The organism is Citrobacter sp. BDA59-3 (assembly GCF_015167655.1).
Lineage (GTDB): Bacteria > Pseudomonadota > Gammaproteobacteria > Enterobacterales > Enterobacteriaceae > Phytobacter > Phytobacter diazotrophicus.
Genome location: NZ_CP063427.1, coordinates 3,285,681 through 3,308,448 on the forward strand (window position 1 = coordinate 3,285,681; position 22,768 = coordinate 3,308,448).

Below are 22,768 nucleotides of genomic sequence, written 5' to 3' on the forward strand. Positions count from 1 at the left end.
TCTCATTCTTTAGAGAACGGCTTTTATCCCTGTTTCGCTGTCAGTTCGGCGATACGCACGATTACCTGTACCGCTTTTTCCATCCCTTCAAGCGTCACGAACTCATGTTTGCCGTGGTAGTTATAACCGCCGGTAAAGAGGTTAGGACAGGGCAGCCCCATAAATGATAGCTGCGCGCCATCGGTACCGCCGCGAATCGCTTTCATCTGCGGTTCGATATCACAATCGCGCATGGCCTGACAGGCAATATCGATAATATGCGGATGATCGACAATTTTCTCGCGCATATTGTAATAACTGTCTTCAATCACAAGCTCGATGTAGCAGTCCGGATGCAGACCTTTCCCGACTTTTTTGGCAATTTCCATAATCTTGCGTTTACGCGCTTCAAATGCTTTTCGGTCAAAATCGCGAACGATGTAATGCATTTCCGCACGTTCAACGGTGCCTTTGATGCTGGTAAGGTGGTAAAAACCTTCATAACCTTCGGTATTTTCCGGGCTCTCATCGGCTGGCACCAGCGCATGAATGCGGCTTGCCAGTGACAGCGCGTTCACCATCACCCCTTTCGCGGTTCCCGGATGGACGTTATTCCCTACGATTTTGATGGTGACCGAGGCGGCATTGAAGTTTTCGAACTCCAGCTCCCCCACCCCGCCACCGTCGACGGTGTATGCCCATTTCGCGCCAAACGCCTCGACGTCAAAATGCTTCGCCCCTTTACCGACCTCTTCGTCCGGGGTGAAAGCCACATGAATATCACCATGCGGGATTTTTTTCTGTTTCAGCACTGCCATCGCGGTCATGATTTCCGCCACGCCGGCTTTGTCATCGGCACCCAGCAGGGTTTTACCGTCGGTGGTGATGAGCGTTTGCCCCAACAACTGGTGCAACACCGGGAACATAACGGGTGAGAGGATTTCATCACCGATACCCAGCGCGATATCACCGCCACGGTAGTTTTCAAGGATTTGCGGATTCACATTTTTACCGCTGCAATCCGGAGAGGTATCAACATGCGAGATAAAACCGATAGCAGGTACCGGCTTGTCAACGGTAGAGGGCAGCGTAGCCATCACTGTACCTTTCTCGCTCAGTGTGACGTTTTCCAGCCCCATCTCTTCAAGCTGCTGCTGGAGTAAGCGCAAGAGCTTCCATTGCCCGTCGGTACTCGGTACCTGACGGACACCCGGCTTCGACTGAGTATCCAGCGCAACATACTGCAAAAAACGCTCTAATAATTTATCCATACAGCCACCCTCGCTAAACGTGACAACATTATCAATAAGCCGGAAAAGACAAATATTGCGTCAGGTCACTTTTATCCCGCAAACGAGAATATTTTCATTTTTGTTTTGTTCACTTAAACGTAGCTGACAAAATTCACTTTTGGCCGCGTAAATAGATCAATGATTGGCGATTTCAGTGCTTTGCCGTAGAATGCCAGCCCTTCATCAATGTGTCAGACCCTAAGGTGGTTAATCACAAACCCCGCATCCGGAGCGTTATCCGATGCGTTGACAAGGGACAGAGTAAAAAATTGAATACACAACCGCGTTCGCCCACTCCGCTGGTGCAACTGGTCGACCTTTGTAAAGGTTTTGATGGTAAAACGGTCATTTCTGACTTTAACCTGACCATCAATCACGGCGAATTTCTCACCCTGCTCGGCCCGTCCGGCTGCGGCAAAACCACTGTGCTTCGCCTGATTGCCGGGCTGGAAAGCGTTGATGTGGGCCATATCAAACTCGACGATCGGGATATCACCGATGTTCCGGCGGAACATCGTCATGTTAATACCGTCTTTCAAAGCTACGCGTTGTTTCCCCATATGACCGTGTTCGAAAACGTGGCATTTGGCCTGCGGATGCAAAAAACACCTGCGGCAGAGATTGCCCCGCGCGTCACTGACGCCCTGCGTATGGTGCAGCTTGAAACATTCGCCCAGCGCAAACCGCACCAGCTCTCCGGCGGCCAACAACAGCGTGTGGCTATTGCCCGTGCCGTAGTGAACAAGCCGCGCCTGCTCTTACTGGATGAATCGCTCTCCGCGCTGGATTACAAGCTGCGCAAGCAGATGCAAAACGAATTAAAGGCGCTACAGCGCAAACTTGGTATTACTTTTGTCTTTGTAACCCATGACCAGGAAGAGGCGCTGACGATGTCAGACCGGATCGTGGTGATGCGTGACGGCAAAATAGAGCAAGACGGTACGCCGCGGGAAATTTACGAAGAGCCAAAGAACCTCTTTGTCGCCAGTTTTATTGGTGAGATTAATATTTTCAGCGCCACCGTCATTGAGCGTCTTGATGTACAGCGCGTGCGTGCCACCGTCGAAGGGCGCGAATGCAATATTTACGTCAGTTTCCCGGTCGAAAAAGGTCAGCGGCTAAACGTGATGCTGCGCCCGGAAGATTTACGCGTCGAAGAGATCAACGATGTCGCAGAGGTCGAAGGGCTGGTAGGTTACGTGCGTGAGCGTAATTATAAAGGGATGACGCTGGAGTCAGTAGTCGAACTGGAGAACGGCAAAATGGTGCTGGTCAGCGAGTTCTTCAACGAAGATGACCCCGATTTTGACCACTCTTTGAACCAAAAAATGGCGATTAATTGGGTGGAAAGCTGGGAGGTCGTACTGGCTGATGAAGAGCACAAGTAAATTCCAGAATGGGGTGATTGCCACTGTCGTCGGTTGGCTTGTGCTGTTTGTCTTTCTGCCCAACCTGATGATTATTGCGACCAGCTTTTTGACCCGTGACGATGCCCACTTCGTGACGATGGTCTTCTCGCTGGATAGTTATGCCCGTCTGCTGGATCCGCTCTATTTTGACGTGCTGCTGCACTCGCTGAATATGGCGGTAATCGCCACGCTTGCCTGCCTGATGCTGGGGTATCCCTTCGCCTGGTTTCTGGCAAAGCTACCCACAAAAGTGCGTCCGTTATTGCTGTTTTTGCTGATTGTTCCGTTCTGGACCAATTCGCTGATTCGCATCTATGGCCTGAAAATATTCCTCAGCACCAAAGGGTATCTGAATACATTTTTACTCTGGCTGGGGGTCATTGATGAACCGATCCGCGTGATGTTCACCCCGGCGGCGGTCATTATCGGGCTGGTCTATATCCTGCTGCCATTTATGGTCATGCCGCTTTACTCCAGTATCGAAAAACTCGATAAACCGTTGCTGGAAGCGGCGAGAGATTTGGGCGCCAGTAAATTACAGACGTTTTTGCGCATTATTATCCCGCTGACCATGCCGGGCATTATCGCTGGCTGCCTGCTGGTATTGCTGCCCGCGATGGGGCTTTTTTACGTCTCGGACCTGATGGGGGGCGCGAAAAATCTGCTGATTGGCAACGTGATTAAAAGTCAGTTCCTCAACATTCGCGACTGGCCTTTTGGCGCGGCCACCAGCATCACGCTCACCATTGTGATGGGTCTGCTGTTACTGGTTTACTGGCGTGCTTCGCGTCTGCTGGACAAGAAGGTGGAACTGCAATGATTGGTCGACTGCTGCGCGGCGGTTTTATGACCGCCATTTACGCCTACCTCTATACTCCCATTATCATTCTGATTGTGAACTCGTTTAACAGCTCACGGTTTGGGATTAACTGGCAAGGTTTTACCACCGACTGGTACAGTCTGCTGCTGAATAACGACAGTCTGTTGCAGGCAGCACAGCACTCGCTCACGATGGCGGTCTTCTCCGCCACGTTCGCTACGCTTATCGGTTCGCTGACCGCGGTGGCGCTTTACCGCTACCGCTTTCGCGGCAAACCCTTTGTCAGCGGCATGCTGTTCGTCGTGATGATGTCGCCGGATATCGTCATGGCCATCTCATTGCTGGTGCTGTTTATGCTGCTGGGCGTTCAGCTTGGATTCTGGTCGCTGTTGTTCTCGCACATAACGTTCTGCCTGCCCTTCGTGGTTGTGACGGTTTATTCGCGCCTGAAGGGTTTTGATGTGCGGATGCTGGAAGCGGCAAAAGATCTGGGTGCCAGCGAGCTCGTGATCCTGCGCAAAATTATCCTGCCGCTGGCGATGCCTGCCGTGGCGGCTGGATGGCTGCTGAGCTTTACCCTGTCGATGGATGATGTGGTGGTCTCGTCCTTCGTTACCGGACCGGGCTATGAAATTCTGCCGTTGAAAATCTATTCCATGGTGAAAGTCGGCGTCTCACCCGAGGTGAACGCGCTGGCAACCATTCTGCTCGTTCTGTCGCTGGTGATGGTGTTCGCAAGCCAGCTTGTTGCACGTGATAAAACCAAAAGCCTGACGCGCCAGGCATAACCTCAGGGGACGTTAAATGAAAAAATGGTCACGCCACCTGCTTGCTGCGGGTGCTCTGGCACTGGGCATAAACGCCGCTCATGCGGATGACAGCAAGACGCTCTATTTCTACAACTGGACAGAATATGTGCCGCCAGGCCTGCTGGAACAGTTCACCAAAGAGACGGGCATTAAGGTTATCTATTCGACCTATGAATCGAATGAAACCATGTATGCCAAACTCAAAACCTATAAAGATGGCGCATACGACCTGGTGGTGCCCTCCACTTATTTTGTCGACAAAATGCGTAAAGAGGGCATGATCCAAAAGATCGATAAAACGCAGCTAACCAACTTCCATAACCTCGATCCGGAGATGCTGAACAAGCCGTTTGACCCGAATAACGACTACTCCATTCCGTATATCTGGGGCGCGACAGCCATAGGTATCAACAGCGAAGCGATTGATCCTAAAACGGTGACCCGTTGGGCAGACTTATGGAAGCCTGAGTATAAAGGCAGCCTGCTGCTAACGGATGATGCGCGCGAAGTCTTCCAGGTGGCGCTGCGTAAACTGGGGCTTTCCGGTAATACCACCGATCCGAAAGAGATTGAAGCGGCCTACAAAGAACTGCAAAAATTGATGCCTAACGTGGCGGCGTTCAACTCCGATAACCCGGCGAACCCGTATATGGAAGGGGAAGTGAATCTCGGGATGGTGTGGAACGGTTCCGCGTATGTCGCCCGTCAGGCGGGCACGCCGTTGCAGGTAATTTGGCCGAAGGAAGGCGGTATCTTCTGGATGGACAGCCTTGCTATCCCTGCCAATGCCAAAAACAAAGCGGGCGCGCTTAAGCTTATCAACTTCCTGCTACGACCGGAAATTGCAAAGCAGGTGGCGGAAACCATTGGCTATCCGACACCAAACCTCGCGGCCCGTAAGCTGCTGAGCCCGGAAGTGGCAAATGATAAATCACTCTATCCGGATGCAGAGACCATCAGCAAAGGCGAATGGCAAAACGATGTCGGCAGTGCCAGCGCTATTTACGAAGAGTATTATCAGAAGCTGAAAGCAGGACGTTAACACCTTTACCTGGCGGGGCATCCGTTCCGCCTGCATCTCAGTTATAAATAAGGGCCGCACCTTCGCAGCTCTTTTTTTCGCGTGATTTAAATCCCTTTTAGCAGCCTCTCAACAAATTCCGGCACCACTTCACTGGCGAGGCCATAATGCTTCTCTTCAAACTCGCTGCCCACCTGGCTTGGTTCAAGATTTAACTCAACGGTATGCGCGCCGTGCAGTTTGGCCTCATGGACAAAACCAGCCGCCGGATAGACATGGCCGGAGGTACCAATAGCGATAAACACATCGGCCATTGCGAGCGCATGATAAATCTCATCCATCCCCAGCGGCATCTCACCAAACCAGACCACATGGGGACGTAGCGGCGCGGGAAACTGGCAGCAATGGCATTTGTCTTCCGGGGTCACGTCCTGCGTCCACGTCAGCACCTGCCCGCTCTGCGAACAGCGCACTTTCAGCAATTCACCGTGCATATGGATGATATGGTGGTTTCCGGCGCGTTCATGCAGGTTGTCTATATTCTGCGTCACCAGTAAAAAGCGATCGCCGAGGATATCTTCCAGCTTCGCCAGCGCCAGATGTGCCGGGTTGGGCGCAATCTCCGGTAACTGGAGCTGCTGGCGACGCGCATTATAGAAAGACTGCACCAGTTGTGGGTTGCGGGCAAAACCTTCTGGCGTCGCCACATCTTCCACATGGTGTTCTTCCCACAAACCGTCTGCGGCGCGGAAGGTGCGAATGCCTGATTCTGCGGAGATACCCGCCCCCGTTAGTACCACTACTCTCGGTTTTTCCATCACTTCCGGCACCACCTGGTCTCTGAAAAAGATCCGCTGGCGTAAGCGCTCACGCAAACGGCGTTTGTTACGGCGAAAACAGCTGAGACGATGTGACCGACGAGACTGCATATCATCCTCTCAGGATTAATCAGTAAGATGAAGGAAAGCGGCGCCACGCATGCCGCCAGCATCGCCGTGGCGAGCACGTTCAATGCGGGGTATCCGGGCTACCGGTAACAAGTGTGGCGGTAAACGCGCCGCCAGTAAGGACGTCAGGGCAGAGAAATTCGATAAGCCCCCACCGATAACCAGTAAATCCGGATCCACTATCGTCAGGATATTCCCAAGGCACACCGCCAGCAAATCAGCATAGCGTTCAACATGGGCTTTCGCCTGCGCGTCGCCCTGCTCCCAACGCGCAATAATTTCCGGGGAGGACAATGACTGATGGTAGTAATGTTGGTACAGCCAGGCAAAGCCGCGCCCGGACAGATAATTTTCGATACAGCCCAGTTTGCCACAGCCACAGCGCGTCAGCGGAAAATCAAAGCCCATTAGCGCCATCGCATCAACTGGCAGGCGAATATGACCAAACTCGCCGGTAATATAGCTGCGGCCCTTAAGCGTCTGGCCGTTGGCGACAATACCACCGCCAACGCCAGTGCCCAGGATAAGGCCCATTACAATCGGGTATTGGCGAAATTCATCATCCCAGGCTTCGGAAAGGGCAAAACAGTTGGCGTCATTATCAAGGCGGACATCACGCGCGAGCCTTACGCTCAAATCTTTGCGCAGCGGACGACCACTGGCGGCAGGCACATTGGCGGCATAGAGGGTACCATCGGCGGTTTCCGGCATACCCGGAATACCAATGCCAACACTGCCCTGGCCGCCGAAGCGCGCATCGGCTTCGGCTACCAGTTGAGCAATCGTCGTTAAAAACGTCTCGTAACTGTCTTTCGGTGTGGCGACGCGCTTTTCCCATTGCAAACGTCGGGTATCATCAAATACCCCCAGCGCTATCTTGCTTCCGCCGATATCAAATCCGTAATACATCGCCTCTCCTTTGTGTTTCTTATTATTGTCCGCTCAATACCCTCGCCGGATCGATATTGCTTGCCCGGCGCGCCGGATACCAGCTTGCCAACAGACTCAGCACCAGAGCGGTGACCAGCACATACACCACATCCAGTGCGTGCAGCTCCGACGGTAGGAAATCAATAAAGTAGATATCGCCGGATAAAAATTGGTGACCAATCATCTTCTCAATCACGCGGATGATCGCGGTCAGTTGCAGTGACGCTACCACGCCGATCACCGCACCGATCACACTGCCCAGCAGACCCGCCAGCAGCCCGTACCAGACGAAGATAGCCCGGATCAGGCCATCTTTTGCCCCTAATGTACGTAGCACGGCGATATCACTGCTCTTATCTTTTACCGCCATCACCAGCGTGGAGACAATATTAAAACAGGCGACACCGATCACCAGCACCATCGCCAGATACATAATGGCGCGGATCATCTGAATATCGCGATACATATAGCCGTATTTACCGATCCAGCTTTTAATATAGACGTAGCTGTTGGTGACTTCACCGGCGTTACGCACCAGCGTGTTCGCATTAAAGACGTCCTTCACCTTGATAGCAATGCCCGTAACGCTGCTGCCCATATCCAGATACTGCTGGGCGTCTTCCATGGGGATCATCGCAAACGCATGGTCGAGTTGCCCGCTCAATTGCAATACGCCGGTGACATGCAGTCTGACGCGTTTTGGCTGTAGCAGTTTGTGGTCGGTGTCGGAATTAGGGATCATTATCGATACCCAATCACCCTGTTTTACGTTCAGCGCATCGGCGACACCCTTACCAAGGATAATCTGCTGCTCACCGGGTTTAAAATTGTGCCAGGCATCGGCCTGCACAAAATTCGGTAATGCGCTCAGACGGGACTCCTGCTCAGGGTTTACCCCTTTCACCTGAATCGCTCGCAAATTGGTGCCGCTCTCCACAAGCCCGGTGAAATTAATATAGGGTGCCGCGGCGACAATGCCCGGCACTTTTTCCACTTTTGCCAGCGCGTCGTTCCAGTTATTCCACGGCTGATTCACCGGCTCGATTTCGCCATGAGGCACCACCGCCAGAATACGATTATTGAGCTCGCGTTCGAAGCCGTTCATTGCGCTGAGCCCAACGATCAACACCGCAACGCCAAGCGAAATCCCCACGGTGGAGATGACGGAAATCAGCGACACCATGCCGCTGCGGCGGCGACCACGGCTAAAACGCAGGCCAATCAGTAATGACAGGGGAGACGCCATCACTCAGCCCCCATCAGGGTCATTTCTGTGCTCAGGCGGCCGTCGCGCATCTCCAACTGGCGGCTCATTCGTTTCGCCAGTTGCAGATCATGTGTGACCACCAGGAACGCGGTGCCCTGCGACGCATTTAGTTCCCCCAACAACTGGAAGATACTGTCCGCATTACGGGCATCCAGGTTGCCGGTCGGTTCGTCCGCCAGCACCAGACGCGGGTTATTGACCAGCGCACGGGCAATCGCCACGCGCTGACGTTCACCGCCAGACAACTCTGAGGGGCGATGGCTGGCGCGATGCTCAAGCCCAACCGCTCGCAGCATTTCCCGCGCCCGGACATCAATTTCTGCCGCTTTATGCTTACCAATCAGCAGCGGCATCGCGACGTTTTCCAGCGCGCTAAAATCGGGCAGCAGGTGGTGAAACTGATAGATAAAGCCCAACTCGCGGTTGCGTAGCTCCGCTTTCGCCGCAGAGGAGAGTTTGCTCAGTTGTTGATTATCGAAGGTCACTTCGCCGGAGGTGGGCGTGTCCAGCCCGCCTAACAGATGCAGGAGCGTACTTTTACCGGAACCGGAGCTGCCGACAATCGCCATTAGCTCACCCTCACCCACGCTAAAGCTTACATCGTGCAACACATCGGTTTGCACTTTCCCTTCCTGATAGCGTTTGCACAGGCGGTCGCATTGCAACAGGATCTTATTCATAACGTAAAGCCTCAGCGGGTTGGGTGGCGGCAGCGCGCCAGGAAGGATAAAGCGTAGACAGCAACGCGATGGCCATGGCTACCAGCGCAATAACAACTACCTGTAACGGTTCGATGGCTACCGGCAGCGCAGCGCCATCAAGAAACGCACCGATGACTGGCATCAGATTATTCAACTGGCTGGCCAGCAGTGCGCCAAGCCCGGCCCCCAGCAGCGCACCAATGATGCCCGCGCTGGCGCCCTGCACCATAAAGACCGCCATGATCTGACGCGGGGTCAGCCCCTGAGTTTGCAGAATCGCCACCTCGCCCTGTTTTTCCATCACCATCAGGCCAAGGGAGGTAATGATATTAAAGGCCGCCACCGCAATAATCAGGCTTAACAGCAGCCCCATCATGTTTTTCTCCATACGTACGGCCTGGAATAACTCGCCTTTCCGCTCGCGCCAGTCTTGCCATTTGGTCCCTTGCGGTAGCGTTTGCTGGCTCAGAACATCAACCTGCAACGGTGCATCCAGCCATAAACGCCAACCGGTAATATTGCCTGCGGGGTAACGCATCAGACGGGACGCATCCTGAATATTGACCAGCATCTGATAGTCATCGACTTCACTGCTGGCGGCAAAGGTCCCGACGACGGTAAACAGACGCTGGCTGGGTAAACGCCCCATCGGGGTGAACTGGCTGGCGGACGGCACCATGACGCGAATCTGATCACCACGATTGACGCCTAATTGCCCGGCCAGCCCTTCACCGAGGATCACGTTGTACTGCCCGGCTTCCAGCGATGACTGCTGCACGTTGACCAGGTACGGGGTCAGCGGATCTTTTTGCGCCGGGTCGATACCCAACATGACACCCACGGCCACGCTGCGCGCACTTTGCAGAACGACATCACCGGTACTCAGCGGCGCAATGCGATTGACACCCTGCAATTTGAGCCCATTGGCCGGCAATTGTTCAGGATTGATAGAGCCGTTTTGCGCGGTGATGACAGCCTGCGGCATCAGCCCCAGGATGTTGTTTTGCAGTTCGCGCTCAAAGCCATTCATGACCGACAGCACGGTCACCAGCGCCATTACGCCAAGCGTAATGCCAATGGTCGACAGCCAGGAAACGAAACGACCGAAGCGGTCGGCTGCGCGCCCACGCATATAGCGCAGGCCGATAAAGAGAGTGACAGGCTGGTACATGAAATCCGTCTGGTTGCTGTTAGCAGACTCCGAAGTATATAAGCGAAAGCGTAGAGCGTAAATGAGTGAAACGGTAAGCGGACATCTCAGAGGGCAGGAAAAAATCCGATAAATCAAATTGCTAGTTGCGCGACTTTTACGCATTTCGCCTCCCGTAGAGAGATCCTTTTTCCACGCGCCCTCTGATATTTATCCGAAAAAGGAGGAAATACAGACTGTTTACCGTTACACCCCACGGCGACGCCATCAGGATAAACGCCGAATTTTGTAATAGAAACGGCGAAAGACGATGAAAAAAAAGACTCTATGGATTAATCAAATCAAGGGATTATGTATCTGCCTGGTGGTCATCTATCACTCAGTTATTACGTTTTACCCGCACCTCACCACATTTGGTCACGCGTGGTCGGAAACGCTCGCAAAGTGCTGGATCTACTTTAATCTTTACCTTGCCCCCTTTCGCATGCCCGTGTTCTTTTTTCTCTCTGGCTACCTGATTCGACGCTACATTGATGAGGTGCCATGGAAGGAGGCAATCGACAAGCGTATCTGGAGTATCTTTTATGTGCTTGTCATCTGGGGTGTGCTGCAGTGGCTGGCGCTCAGCCATATTAATGACTGGCTGGCACCCACGCGCGATTTAAGCAATGCGTCCAACGCTGCCTATGCGGATACCCCCTCAGACTTTATCCAGGGAATGCTCACCGCCAGTACCAGCCTGTGGTATCTCTACGCGCTGGTTGTCTATTTTATTCTGTGTAAATTGTTGAGCCGCTGGTCGCTTGCAGCACTGGTCGCCATGACACTGCTGAGCGTGGCGATTAACTTTTTGCCCTCGCCCTGGTGGGGTATGAATAGCGTACTGCGCAACATGATCTACTACAGCCTGGGGGCATGGTTTGGCGGCGCTATTATGGATGCGATTAAACGCCTTTCTTTTCGCCGCTACGCCATCATGCTGGCGGTGGCGTTACTTGCTGCGGTGGCGCTATGGTTTTTAAATGTGCCCTTACCCTTGAGCTTGCTGTCGATTGTGCTGATTTTGCGGCTGTTCCGCGCGCTGGAAGAGCGCGTTGGCTCACGCGAAAACGCACTGCTGAATATCGTGGGCAGCAATACGCTTGCCATCTACACCACGCATCGCATTCTGATTGAAGCGCTCAGTCTTGCGTTGTTGACCCCGATGAATGCCGGGCGCTGGTCGCCTGCTTTCGAGCTCACCATCGTCTTGCTCTATCCGTTCTGTAGCCTCGCTATCTGTACGCTGGTTGGCTTGTGTATCCGGAAAATCTCTTCGGCAATCTTTGCCGATCTGCTTTTCACCCCGCCAGCCAGGCTGCCCTCACCTCTGCAGGCACGATAAGCGCATGTGTTGAGGTTGGCGAATAGTGCACAATCGCGGATAATAAAGGGATTGCGTATCAGTGATATGCCCCCATAACAAGGGGCATATCCATAAGAGACCCAGACCCTATCTATGCCTGAACAATACCGTTATTCTCTGCCCGCCAAAGCTGGCGAGCAGCGCCAGCTTGGCGAACTGACTGGCGCAGCCTGCGCCACCGAAGTCGCGGAAATCATTGAGCGCCATAAAGGTCCGGTGGTATTGATTGCGCCGGATATGCAAAATGCCCTGCGTCTGCATGACGAAATTACCCAGTTTACCGACAACCTGGTGATGAATCTTGCTGACTGGGAGACACTGCCGTATGACAGTTTCTCGCCGCATCAGGAAATTATCTCCTCCCGTCTCTCCACGCTCTACCAGTTGCCCTCTATGCAGCGTGGTGTGCTGATTGTAGCGGTGAATACCTTGATGCAGCGCGTCTGCCCGCATAGCTATTTGCACGGTCACGCGTTGGTCATGAAAAAAGGTCAGCGTCTGTCCCGTGACGCGCTGCGCGCGCAACTGGACAGCGCCGGGTATCGCCACGTTGATCAGGTTATGGAGCACGGCGAGTACGCGACTCGCGGGGCGCTGCTGGATCTCTTCCCGATGGGCAGCGCACAACCTTATCGCCTTGATTTCTTTGATGATGAAATTGACAGTCTTCGCCTGTTCGATGCGGACAGCCAGCGTACGCTGGAAGAGGTCGAAGCCATCAATTTACTGCCTGCTCACGAATTCCCGACGGATAAGACCGCTATCGAACTGTTTCGCAGCCAGTGGCGAGATAAGTTCGACGTCAAGCGCGATGCCGAACATATCTATCAACAAGTGAGCAAAGGCACTTTGCCAACCGGTATTGAATACTGGCAGCCACTGTTTTTCAGTGAGCCTTTGCCGTCGTTGTTTAGCTATTTGCCGGACAATACGCTACTGGTAAACACGGGGGATCTTGAAAACAGCGCTGAACGCTTTAGCCAGGAGACCCAGGCGCGCTTCGAAAACCGTGGCGTGGACCCTATGCGCCCTTTGCTGGCGCCGGAATTACTGTGGCTGCGGGTTGATGAACTGTTCAGCGAACTCAAGCGCTGGCCGCGCGTGCAGCTCAAAACCGAAAGCCTGGCAGACAAAACCGCCAATGTGAACCTCGGTTACCGGACGTTGCCGGATCTGGCCGTTCAGGCACAGCAAAAGTCGCCGCTGGATAATTTACGCAAATTCCTAGAATTCTTTACCGGTCCGGTCGTCTTTTCGGTCGAGAGCGAGGGGCGTCGCGAAGCGCTGGGAGAACTCCTCTCACGCATCAAAGTGGCGCCGAAGCGCATTACCCGGCTGGATGACGCGCAAGATACAGGGCGCTATCTGATCATTGGCTCCGCAGAACATGGCTTTATCGACACGCTACGTAACCGGGCGTTGATTTGCGAAAGCGATCTGCTGGGCGAGCGCGTTGCCCGCCGTCGCCAGGATACACGCCGCACGATTAACCCCGATACGCTGATCCGCAACCTTGCTGAACTGCACCCTGGCCAGCCGGTGGTGCATCTGGAACATGGGGTTGGACGCTATGCGGGAATGACCACGCTTGAAGCGGGCGGCATAAAAGGCGAATACCTTATGCTGACCTATGCCGGGGATGCCAAACTGTACGTGCCGGTCTCGTCGTTGCATCTGATTAGCCGCTATGCCGGGGGTGCCGAGGAGAACGCGCCGCTGCATAAACTGGGCGGCGATGCATGGGCCCGCGCGCGGCAGAAAGCGGCAGAAAAAGTCCGGGATGTGGCGGCGGAATTGCTGGATATCTATGCCCAACGCGCCGCGAAGTCCGGCTTTGCATTTAAACACGATCGCGAACAATATCAGCTTTTCTGCGACAGCTTCCCGTTTGAAACCACGCCAGACCAGGCGCAAGCCATTAACGCGGTGTTAAGTGACATGTGCCAGCCACTGGCCATGGACCGCCTGGTGTGTGGCGATGTCGGCTTCGGTAAAACCGAAGTGGCAATGCGTGCCGCCTTCCTCGCCGTCGAAAACAACAAGCAGGTGGCGGTGCTGGTGCCAACCACCCTGCTCGCCCAGCAGCATTTCGACAATTTCCGCGACCGCTTCGCTAACTGGCCGGTGCGGGTGGAAATGCTCTCACGTTTTCGTAGCGCGAAAGAACAGACACAAGTGCTGGAGCAGGCGGCTGAGGGCAAGATTGATATTCTTATCGGCACCCATAAGCTGCTGCAAAACGATGTGAAGTGGAAAGATCTGGGGCTGCTGATCGTCGATGAAGAACACCGCTTCGGCGTGCGTCATAAAGAGCGTATTAAAGCGATGCGGGCTGATGTAGATATCCTCACGCTAACCGCAACACCCATTCCGCGTACACTCAATATGGCCATGAGCGGTATGCGCGATCTGTCGATCATTGCCACCCCGCCTGCGCGCCGCCTGGCAGTGAAAACCTTCGTTCGCGAATACGACAGTCTGGTAGTGCGCGAGGCAATACTGCGTGAAGTCCTGCGTGGTGGGCAGGTCTATTACCTTTATAACGATGTCGAGAATATCCAGAAAGCCGCCGACAGACTGGCAGAACTGGTTCCTGAAGCGCGCATCGCCATCGGACACGGGCAGATGCGTGAGCGCGAACTGGAACGGGTAATGAATGATTTCCACCACCAGCGTTTTAATGTGCTGGTATGTACCACGATAATCGAGACCGGGATCGATATTCCTACCGCGAACACAATCATTATTGAACGTGCCGATCACTTTGGCCTGGCGCAGCTCCACCAGTTACGTGGCCGCGTGGGACGTTCGCACCATCAGGCCTATGCCTGGCTGCTGACGCCGCATCCGAAAGCGATGACCACCGATGCGCAAAAGCGTCTCGAAGCGATTGCCTCGCTGGAAGATTTAGGGGCGGGTTTCGCGTTGGCGACCCACGATCTGGAAATCCGTGGGGCTGGCGAACTGTTGGGCGAAGATCAGAGCGGTTCAATGGAGACCATCGGCTTTTCACTGTATATGGAGCTGCTGGAAAATGCGGTCGATGCGCTCAAAGCCGGGCGAGAGCCATCGCTCGAAGATCTCACCAGCCAGCAAACAGAAGTCGAACTGCGCATGCCTTCCCTGCTGCCGGATGATTTTATTCCCGACGTTAATACTCGTCTCTCTTTCTACAAGCGCATTGCCAGTGCGAAGAGTGAAAATGAGCTCGATGAAATTAAAGTGGAACTGATCGACCGTTTTGGTCTGCTGCCTGACGCCGCGCGAAACCTGCTTGATATTGCGCGGCTGCGTCAACAGGCCCAGAAATTGGGGATTCGTAAGCTCGAAGGGAATGAAAAAGGCGGCACGATTGAGTTCAATGAAAAAAACCATGTCAATCCCGCATGGCTTATCGGCCTGCTGCAAAAGCAGCCTAAACATTTCCGCCTCGATGGCCCGACACGCCTGAAGTTCTTCCAGGAGCTGACGGAACGCAAAACCCGCATGGAGTGGGTACGCAACTTTATGCAGCAGCTTGAAGAAAACGCGATGGCATAGTGTTCCGCGGGCCAGTTATCACCACTGGCCCGTTTTTTTGAAATATTTACAAACATTTTGCACTCTTCCAGGACTTCCCGACATTCCTTCCCACCATAATTTCATTACCTGTGTCTACAAATAAGCTTATCAATTACATGGATTATGGTAATGATTAATAATTCCCGTTTTGTCCTCTGGGCGGTTTTCCTCGCCGCCACGCTCGTTTTACCCGCGAAGGCGAATACCTGGCCTTTACCCCCCACCGGTAGCCGGGTGGTCGGGGAAAACCGGTATCACGTGGTAGAAAATGATGGCGGTTCGCTGGAGGCGATTGCCAAAAAGTACAATGTCGGTTTCCTGGCCCTGTTGCAGGCGAACCCTGGCGTCGATCCGTATGTCCCTCGCGCAGGTAATGTACTGACTATCCCGTTACAAACACTGTTACCCGACGTGCCGCGAGAAGGTATCGTCATCAATCTGGCCGAGCTACGTCTCTATTATTATCCGCCGGGTAAAAACGAAGTGACCGTCTACCCTATCGGAATAGGGCAACTGGGTGGAGATACCTTAACGCCTACCATGGTGACAACCGTTTCTGATAAACGGGCTAATCCTACCTGGACACCAACGGCCAACATTCGCGCACGTTATAAAGCCCAGGGAATAGATTTACCGGCAGTCGTTCCGGCCGGGCCGGAAAACCCGATGGGCCACCATGCCATTCGCCTTGCTGCGTACGGTGGTGTCTACCTCATTCATGGGACCAACGCTGATTTTGGCATTGGCATGCGCGTCAGCTCCGGATGTATTCGTCTGCGTGATAACGACATCGCCACATTGTTTAGCGTTATCAAACCCGGTACGCGCGTGAATATTATCAACACGCCGATAAAAGCCTCGGTTGAACCTGACGGCACACGCCTGGTGGAAGTGCATCAACCGCTATCAAAATCCATCGACGACGACCCGAAGACATTGCCGATTGTGCTTAATGCCACTATGCAGACTTTCAAAGATTCGCCACAAAGCGCAAGCGATGTGTTTGAACGCGCAATGGAAGTGCGCTCTGGTATGCCGGTGGATGTCACTCTCCATGACAGCGTGCTACAACAATCCCTTTAATTTCCGGATAGCAAAAAAAGCCTCGCAATTGCGAGGCTTTTTTTATGAGGGTTAAAACAGTGGCTTAACTTATTTATACAGTACTGCGGTGCCGTGCAGAGTATCGGAACCGGTCACAGAGGTGATACGGAAAGATTTTGCACCCATCTCATCGGCTTTTTGTGCCAGTTGATCTTCAACAGAAGAGAGGTTAGCACCCGCAGAAGCACCAATAACAGCGACTTCCTGTTGGCCTGCCGGCGCGTTTTGAACTTCAACGGCAGCGAAGCTTGCAAAAGAGAGTGAGCTCAGTACGGCAGCGGCGATCAGAGTTTTAACGTTTTTCATAATTTTGTTCCTGTAGCAGATGAAAGTAGCGTCGTAAGCATTTACTTAACGATCGATAGACAAATCATAAGTGTGATCTATGTCACTCGTCAATGCATTTTAATAACGAACGTTAATTAAATTAACAAATCCATATTTATCATATAGATAGAATTTATTAATTTGTGCTATTTTGCCTCTGGTGTCTGACAGCATTTATTTTTATAATGATTGTTCAACAAACCAACAAAGGTTGAACGGCACTATGACCAGTGAAGTCACTTGTATGAAAAAAAGCCGTGGCCGTCCGAAAGTGTTCGACAGGGAAGTGGCGCTTGATAAGGCCATGGCATTATTCTGGCAGCATGGCTACGAAGCCACGTCATTATCAGATCTCGTAGAGGCAACGGGCGCGAAAGCACCGACGCTGTATGCGGAATTTACGAATAAAGAAGGCCTGTTCCGTGCAGTGCTGGATCGCTACATCTCGCTTTTTGCAGCAAAACATGAAGCCCAGTTGTTATGCGACGATAAACCGCTGGGGCAGGCGTTAAAAGATTACTTCACGGCGGTGGCACACTGCTTTACCAGCACTGAAACCCCGGCGGGCTGTTTTCTGATCAACACCTCCGCGACGCTGGCCGCCTCTTCGCAGGCAATTGCGCAGACCATTAAGTCACGCCATGCGCAGCAGGAACAACTGTTGCTCAAGTTTTTGCTACAACGTCAGCAACGGGGGGAAATCCCCACTCACGCGGACGTTCAGGAACTGGCGCAGTTTTTAAGCTGTGTGCTGCAGGGCATGTCTATCAGCGCCCGTGAAGGAGCAAGTTGTGAGAAATTGCTGCAAATTTCCGCGACCACTCTGCGTTTATGGCCCCAGTTGATCACATCCTGATTTGCCCTCCTTAGCAATAATTATCGTTTTCACCTATTATATTAATAGGTGAAAACAGCATGTCGTTTTTGCCGCTTTGCTAATATTAAACAGGAATTATTTCGCTGCTAACCATTAGTCGTAAAAGAACCATAAACGTCAGGATGACGACATAAGCGAACTGATTGTTCTAACCCTACGCTATCTTATTGTATATACGGAATTTATGTACTTTGGCTGACTATTCACATTCAGAAGGAAAATGGAAATGATTTTGCTATTACCATTACTTAAAGTGCTAATAGTAATAACATTGTTATTCGGGCTCTGGGTTGTATGTGGTGGTTCGGTTTTATTCGCGTTCATCTCTGTGGTCATTACCGGCTTTCTGCTCTATCGCCAGCACGATCTTATCTGAATCTTCGGCCTGTAAAAAAGGCTCCTCAGCCTGAGCAATTGAGGAGCCAATGGGTACAGTACTGCTATTTTAGGCTTTGTTATTCAAAATAAGCTGACCGTTGTCATCCAGTGGGATCTGGGTTCCAGGGTCTTTATCCATGCGGATCTTCCCTTGCTGGTCGCCAATTTTGTAAGTGACGTCATACCCCAGCATTTTTTCCGATTTGTCATACACCGTTTTACAACGTTGCTCAGTGGTGGTGTATGTATCCCTTGCCTGCATCTCGCCCTGGACCTGGTTCCCGGCGTAGCCACCGCCCAGCGCGCCGACGACCGTGGCGACATCGCGACCACGACCCCCGCCGAACTGATGACCGATAACCCCACCGGCAACAGCACCCAGTACAGAACCGGTCAGACGATTTTCATCCTGCACCGGACGACGATGCGTCATCGTGACATTACGACACTCCTGACGCGGTGTTTTGATGGATTCTTTGATTGGCGTGGCGGAAACCACCTGCGCATACTGCGGCCCGCGATTGAAGACATTCATACTTGCAACCGCTGCGACACCCAGAGCAGCGGCCACGCCAATACCGATACCCGCTAACATTGATTTATTCACAGGATTTCCTCCCTGGTTTGCTATTCGTAACAATTTTGCAACTTGGGAGTGTACGAAGCCAATCGGAATGAGAGGAAAAAAGGAGAGATTAGGGAGAATCCAGCATGATTCGGAGTTATCCGAGCATATACTGACTGTATGACAGAAGGATGTACTGCTCCCCTGCAACGCTATGCAGGAGAGCAGTCAGGCAAATTAATGCAATTTCAGGCGGGGACGGATCACACGGTTAATGCTGCCGACCAGCATCATTAACCCCGTCTTGAAGTAACCATGCAGCGCAATCTGATGCATGCGGTACAGTGAGATATAAACAAAGCGTGCAATACGCCCTTCAATCATCATGGACCCACGCATCAGGTTACCCATCAGGCTCCCCACGGTCGAGAAGTTGGAAAGTGAAACCAACGATCCGTGATCTTTATAGACATAGGACTTCGTCGGTTTACCTTTCATTTGCGCCAGGATGTTGTGCAGCGCGAGGCTGGCCATCTGGTGCGCAGCCTGAGCGCGCGGTGGCACAAAGCCCCCTTCCGGACGCGCGCATGAAGCACAGTCGCCAATGGCATAAATGTCCGCATCACGGGTAGTTTGCAGTGTCGGCTCAACGACTAACTGGTTAATACGGTTCGTTTCCAGGCCGCCTATCTCTTTCATAAAGTCCGGCGCTTTGATACCCGCCGCCCAAACCATCAGGTCGGCTTTGATGTATTCACCGTCTTTAGTATGAAGACCGCCTTCATCGGCGCTGGTAACCATAGTTTTAGTCAGAACACGCACGCCCATTTTGGTCAGCTCATTGTGCGCAGCTCCGGAAATACGCGGCGGCAACGCAGGCAAAATACGCTCACCCGCTTCCACCAGCGTCACGTTCAGCGCTTCATTGGTCAGACCTTTATAGCCATAGCTATGTAACTGTTTTACCGCGTTATGTAATTCGGCAGAGAGCTCTACTCCCGTTGCACCACCACCGACGATAGCGATGTTCACTTTGCCGTTTGCCCCGAGGCTGGCAGAGTATTTCAGGAACAGGTTCAGCATCTCCTGGTGGAAACGGCGTGCCTGATGCGGGTTATCGAGGAAAATGCAGTGCTCTTTCACGCCAGGGGTGTTGAAGTCATTCGAAGTACTGCCTAACGCCATTACCAGCGTGTCGTACGCCAGCTTACGTTCAGGCACCAGCAGTTCGCCTTTCTCGTCACGCAACTCTGCCAGAGTGATGGTCTTCGCTTCGCGATTGATATCAACCACCGAGCCCAACTGGAACTGGAAATGGTGATTACGCGCATGCGCCAGGTAGCTCAGCGCATCAACGCCTTCATCCAGCGACCCTGTTGCCACTTCGTGCAACAGTGGTTTCCACAGGTGGCTGTGGTTGCGATCCACCAGCGTAACCTTCGCTTTTTTACCGCGGCCCAATTTTTTACCCAACTGTGTCGCCAGTTCAAGCCCGCCAGCACCACCGCCAACAATCACAATTTTCTTCAATGGTGTAGTCAACGTGACCCCCTCAAAATTATTAACCAATTGTTAATTAAAAGTTATAAATATAACTCTTAATTAACAACAAGTTACATCATGAAAACCAAATGATGTCAGTGAGAATAACATGAACGGTGCATTGGTCATACCAAAATTGATATGCATCAAGTTTTGATGCCTAAAAGATGAACAAGTGTAGTTGCTATGAAACAAACTGGGCTAAAACGTGCGCTAAAACATGGGGGCAAAGGCAGCAAAACAAAGCCCGACGAGTGTCGGGCTGAGGGGATTAACCGAGTGTTTTAAAAGCTTTAATTCGCTGCAGGTGCGGCGAGATATTTTTAAACTTGTGCGTCTGTTCTTCGTCCCAGACAATTTCATAGTAATGGTGCAGAACGTCCGATGAACGCTGGCTGTCCAGCGCTTCATCACGGCGAGAAAGGATAGCCAGACAGCGATCGCGATTTTTCTCGCGAAAGTTCGACACACACTTGGTGGCAATGTCGAGGTACTCTTCCGGCCGGTCGATCTTGCCTTCCATGTTCTCAAACGGGAACAAATTAGGGTTGAACATAACCTGCCGAATGTCGCACAGGAAACCAATGCGCTCCGCCCAGTATCCTCCCAGCCCCACGCCGCAAATGAGCGGCCGTTCATCCACGTTTAGCTGCAGCATTTTGTCCACCTCTTTTAACAAATGCTGCATATCATGCTTCGGATGACGCGTGCTGTAACTGATCAACCTGACGTCCGGATCGATAAATTGCAGCTGCAACACCTTCTCATGATTTCCAGGACTGTTTGAGTCAAAACCGTGCAAATAGATGATCATTGTATCCTCACCCTACTCCAGTACCCAGCCTACAAAGGTTCACTGAGCCGACTTGTATTCCTGCCAACGCGCGTGGAGTTGCTCCAGTTCACGGTTGGCAGCCTTCCAGCGTTCGGAACTCAGCAATTCCTGACGGGAAAATGAACCTTTATGATACAATTTCGCAACACGCTCTGCTTTGATCGGCGACAGGTTATCCAACACACTCACTGCGCCCTTACGATTATTACAGACCAGGATCATATCGCAACCTGCATCCAGCGATGCCTGTCCACGCTCAGCATAGCTGCCCATGATCGCCGCGCCTTCCATCGATAAATCGTCTGAAAAAATCACGCCATCAAAATTGAGTTCACCACGCAGCACTGTTTTCAGCCAGTAGGGAGAACCGCTGGCCGGGCGCGAATCCGCATCCGTATAAATAACGTGCGCAGGCATAATCGCATCCAGCTTGCCCTGTTCAATCAACGTGCGGAATACCGCCATATCTTTGCTGCGGATCTCCGCCTGAGCACGCGGATCGCGCGGCGTCTCTTTATGTGAATCGGCCGTCACAGCACCATGTCCCGGAAAATGCTTACCGGTGGTTTTCATGCCCGCACTGTGCATACCATCAATGAAACGTCCTGCGATAGAGTGCGCTTTTACCGGATCTTCATGGTAAGAGCGTTCGCCAATCGCCGCGCTGATATGGCCCACATCAAGCACGGGCGCGAAACTGATGTCGATATCCATCGCAATCATCTCGCTTGCCATCAGCCAGCCCGCCTCTTCTGCCACTCTGCCGCCCTCTTCCATTCCCAGCAGTGCTGCAAAAGATTGTGCTGCCGGCAGTTGGGTAAATCCTTCACGAAAACGCTGGACCCGCCCCCCTTCCTGATCGACCGCGACCACCAGACGATGATGCGACGCGACGCGGATCTGGCGGACCAGTTCGCGCAACTGCGCCGGATCGTGATAATTGCGGGTAAACAGAATCAGGCCACCCACCAGCGGATGCGCCAGAATTTCGCGCTCTTCCGCATCCAGTTCGTAGCCTTGCACATCTAACATGACCGGACCCACACTCACCTCTCTTTTCCTTTCATCTTTAACTGGCGCCATGCATCATCGGCCAGCGTTATAAATTGTTGATCGCCCGTCTGCTGCAAACGGCATTCAAACCAGCCCGCCATCAGCATTGCTATCCACGGGCGCCAGCGAGCGACCTGGCGCCATAATTGCGTTTCATCGAGCATGGCACAGCGTGCGTATTCAGCCACCAGTTCACGGCGCTGATGCTCACTCCCGGTCCAGACACCTGCCAGCTCCATCGCGATATCACCGTCACCGGCATACTCCCAGTCGATCAACCGCAACCCGTCCTGGCTGTGCACCAGGTTACCCGCATGGACATCCATATGTAATGGAGCCAGTCGCAAGGGTAGCGGTTCGCCCTGGCGCCTGCGTGCTTTTAATTGCTGCAGCCAGAACAATGTACGGCGCGACGGCAAACATTGCTGCCAGTACGTTTCCAGTAAAGGCAACAGGTTAAGACGCCAGCCAAAGGGAGGACAGCGATGCAGATCATACAGTAAGGCCGCCAGGTTATGGCTATCCGGCAAACTGCTTTGTACATCGCCCGGAATATAATCTACCGCCATCCAGCCTTTAGCGAAGAAGTGCGGTTGCGGCGCGATGTGACGCGGTAATCGTTTAAGCGCGCGATACTGGCGTAGAAAGGGGGACGATGTCGCCTGATGCTGTTGACGTAAAACCAGACGATGACGACCGTTGCTGATAAGACAGCTCCCGCCACTCAGGCCAGTATCCTGGCTTTCGACGGGAGCATAATGCGGGAAATAGCGTGACAACAGCGCGTCACGCATAA

The 22,768-nt window shown here is 52.8% G+C and carries 20 protein-coding genes; 8 read left to right on the forward strand and 12 right to left on the reverse strand.

Annotation, left to right across the window (positions count from 1 at the left end):
- Window positions 1-23: 23 nt before the first annotated feature.
- On the reverse strand, window positions 24-1,250 hold the full coding sequence (gene pepT / locus IP582_RS15455; protein ID WP_193793725.1) for a peptidase T: 1,227 nt from the start codon (window positions 1,248-1,250) through the stop codon (window positions 24-26).
- Window positions 1,251-1,507: 257 nt separating this feature from the next.
- Here pepT and potA point away from each other — a divergent pair, with 257 nt between their 5' ends.
- The 4 genes from potA to potD are packed head-to-tail and all read left to right on the forward strand — an operon-like array spanning window position 1,508 to window position 5,351.
- Window positions 1,508-2,659: a spermidine/putrescine ABC transporter ATP-binding protein PotA gene (gene potA, locus IP582_RS15460; protein WP_193796288.1), complete on the forward strand. Its 1,152-nt coding sequence runs from the start codon at window positions 1,508-1,510 to the stop codon at window positions 2,657-2,659.
- Window positions 2,643-3,500 (forward strand): spermidine/putrescine ABC transporter permease PotB, encoded by an 858-nt coding sequence (gene potB / locus IP582_RS15465; RefSeq protein WP_193793726.1) that lies wholly within the window; start codon window positions 2,643-2,645, stop codon window positions 3,498-3,500. The genes potA and potB overlap by 17 nt, the downstream gene beginning before the upstream one ends.
- Window positions 3,497-4,288, forward strand: coding sequence for a spermidine/putrescine ABC transporter permease PotC (potC, locus tag IP582_RS15470; RefSeq protein WP_193793727.1), 792 nt, complete (start codon window positions 3,497-3,499; stop codon window positions 4,286-4,288). The genes potB and potC overlap by 4 nt, the downstream gene beginning before the upstream one ends.
- Before the next feature lie 16 nt (window positions 4,289-4,304).
- Complete coding sequence (gene potD, locus IP582_RS15475; protein WP_110296042.1) at window positions 4,305-5,351, forward strand: spermidine/putrescine ABC transporter substrate-binding protein PotD; 1,047 nt, start codon at window positions 4,305-4,307, stop codon at window positions 5,349-5,351.
- An 86-nt stretch (window positions 5,352-5,437) separates the two neighbouring features.
- On the opposite strand, the gene cobB is transcribed toward potD, so the two are convergent.
- Genes cobB through lolC form a run of 5 tightly spaced genes read right to left on the reverse strand, consistent with a single transcriptional unit; the run spans window position 5,438 to window position 10,346 of the window.
- Window positions 5,438-6,259, reverse strand: coding sequence for a Sir2 family NAD+-dependent deacetylase (gene cobB / locus IP582_RS15480; protein ID WP_193793728.1), 822 nt, complete (start codon window positions 6,257-6,259; stop codon window positions 5,438-5,440).
- Window positions 6,260-6,274: 15 nt separating this feature from the next.
- Window positions 6,275-7,186, reverse strand: coding sequence for an N-acetylglucosamine kinase (nagK, locus tag IP582_RS15485; protein WP_071195431.1), 912 nt, complete (start codon window positions 7,184-7,186; stop codon window positions 6,275-6,277).
- A 22-nt stretch (window positions 7,187-7,208) separates the two neighbouring features.
- Window positions 7,209-8,453, reverse strand: a complete 1,245-nt coding sequence (gene lolE, locus IP582_RS15490; RefSeq protein ID WP_193793729.1) for a lipoprotein-releasing ABC transporter permease subunit LolE — start codon at window positions 8,451-8,453, stop codon at window positions 7,209-7,211.
- Entirely contained in the window at window positions 8,453-9,154 is a 702-nt protein-coding gene (gene lolD / locus IP582_RS15495) for a lipoprotein-releasing ABC transporter ATP-binding protein LolD (protein ID WP_193793730.1), read from the reverse strand. Before lolD ends, lolE begins: the two co-directional genes overlap by 1 nt.
- Window positions 9,147-10,346 (reverse strand): lipoprotein-releasing ABC transporter permease subunit LolC, encoded by a 1,200-nt coding sequence (gene lolC / locus IP582_RS15500; protein WP_193793731.1) that lies wholly within the window; start codon window positions 10,344-10,346, stop codon window positions 9,147-9,149. The genes lolD and lolC overlap by 8 nt, the downstream gene beginning before the upstream one ends.
- A gap of 289 nt (window positions 10,347-10,635) precedes the next feature.
- Between lolC and IP582_RS15505 the strand changes: the two genes are divergently transcribed.
- The 3 genes from IP582_RS15505 (at window position 10,636) to IP582_RS15515 (ending at window position 16,374) form a co-directional block, all read left to right on the forward strand.
- Window positions 10,636-11,709 (forward strand): acyltransferase family protein, encoded by a 1,074-nt coding sequence (locus IP582_RS15505; RefSeq protein WP_193793732.1) that lies wholly within the window; start codon window positions 10,636-10,638, stop codon window positions 11,707-11,709.
- A 114-nt stretch (window positions 11,710-11,823) separates the two neighbouring features.
- Window positions 11,824-15,270 carry a transcription-repair coupling factor gene (mfd, locus tag IP582_RS15510; protein ID WP_193793733.1) on the forward strand — a complete coding sequence of 1,149 codons (3,447 nt, stop codon included), beginning with the start codon at window positions 11,824-11,826 and terminating at the stop codon, window positions 15,268-15,270.
- 150 nt (window positions 15,271-15,420) lie between these two features.
- Entirely contained in the window at window positions 15,421-16,374 is a 954-nt protein-coding gene (locus IP582_RS15515; protein ID WP_041851708.1) for a L,D-transpeptidase family protein, read from the forward strand.
- Window positions 16,375-16,443: 69 nt separating this feature from the next.
- On the opposite strand, the gene bhsA is transcribed toward IP582_RS15515, so the two are convergent.
- Window positions 16,444-16,701 carry a multiple stress resistance protein BhsA gene (bhsA, locus tag IP582_RS15520; protein WP_041851709.1) on the reverse strand — a complete coding sequence of 86 codons (258 nt, stop codon included), beginning with the start codon at window positions 16,699-16,701 and terminating at the stop codon, window positions 16,444-16,446.
- A gap of 244 nt (window positions 16,702-16,945) precedes the next feature.
- On the opposite strand from bhsA, the gene IP582_RS15525 reads away from it, so the two are divergent.
- Entirely contained in the window at window positions 16,946-17,578 is a 633-nt protein-coding gene (locus IP582_RS15525; RefSeq protein WP_193793734.1) for a TetR/AcrR family transcriptional regulator, read from the forward strand.
- A gap of 466 nt (window positions 17,579-18,044) precedes the next feature.
- Here IP582_RS15525 and IP582_RS15530 read toward each other — a convergent pair whose 3' ends face one another.
- From IP582_RS15530 to thiK, 5 genes are all read right to left on the reverse strand, one after another.
- Window positions 18,045-18,584 carry a glycine zipper 2TM domain-containing protein gene (locus IP582_RS15530; protein ID WP_041851711.1) on the reverse strand — a complete coding sequence of 180 codons (540 nt, stop codon included), beginning with the start codon at window positions 18,582-18,584 and terminating at the stop codon, window positions 18,045-18,047.
- A gap of 195 nt (window positions 18,585-18,779) precedes the next feature.
- Window positions 18,780-20,084: an NAD(P)/FAD-dependent oxidoreductase gene (locus IP582_RS15535; RefSeq protein ID WP_041851712.1), complete on the reverse strand. Its 1,305-nt coding sequence runs from the start codon at window positions 20,082-20,084 to the stop codon at window positions 18,780-18,782.
- A 271-nt stretch (window positions 20,085-20,355) separates the two neighbouring features.
- Complete coding sequence (gene ycfP / locus IP582_RS15540) at window positions 20,356-20,898, reverse strand: alpha/beta hydrolase YcfP (protein WP_041851713.1); 543 nt, start codon at window positions 20,896-20,898, stop codon at window positions 20,356-20,358.
- A gap of 39 nt (window positions 20,899-20,937) precedes the next feature.
- A complete protein-coding gene (gene nagZ, locus IP582_RS15545; RefSeq protein ID WP_193796289.1) occupies window positions 20,938-21,963 on the reverse strand; it encodes a beta-N-acetylhexosaminidase in 1,026 nt (341 codons plus the stop codon).
- Between the two features lie 2 nt (window positions 21,964-21,965).
- Window positions 21,966-22,766 (reverse strand): thiamine kinase, encoded by an 801-nt coding sequence (thiK, locus tag IP582_RS15550; RefSeq protein WP_370551773.1) that lies wholly within the window; start codon window positions 22,764-22,766, stop codon window positions 21,966-21,968.
- Window positions 22,767-22,768 lie beyond the last annotated feature (2 nt).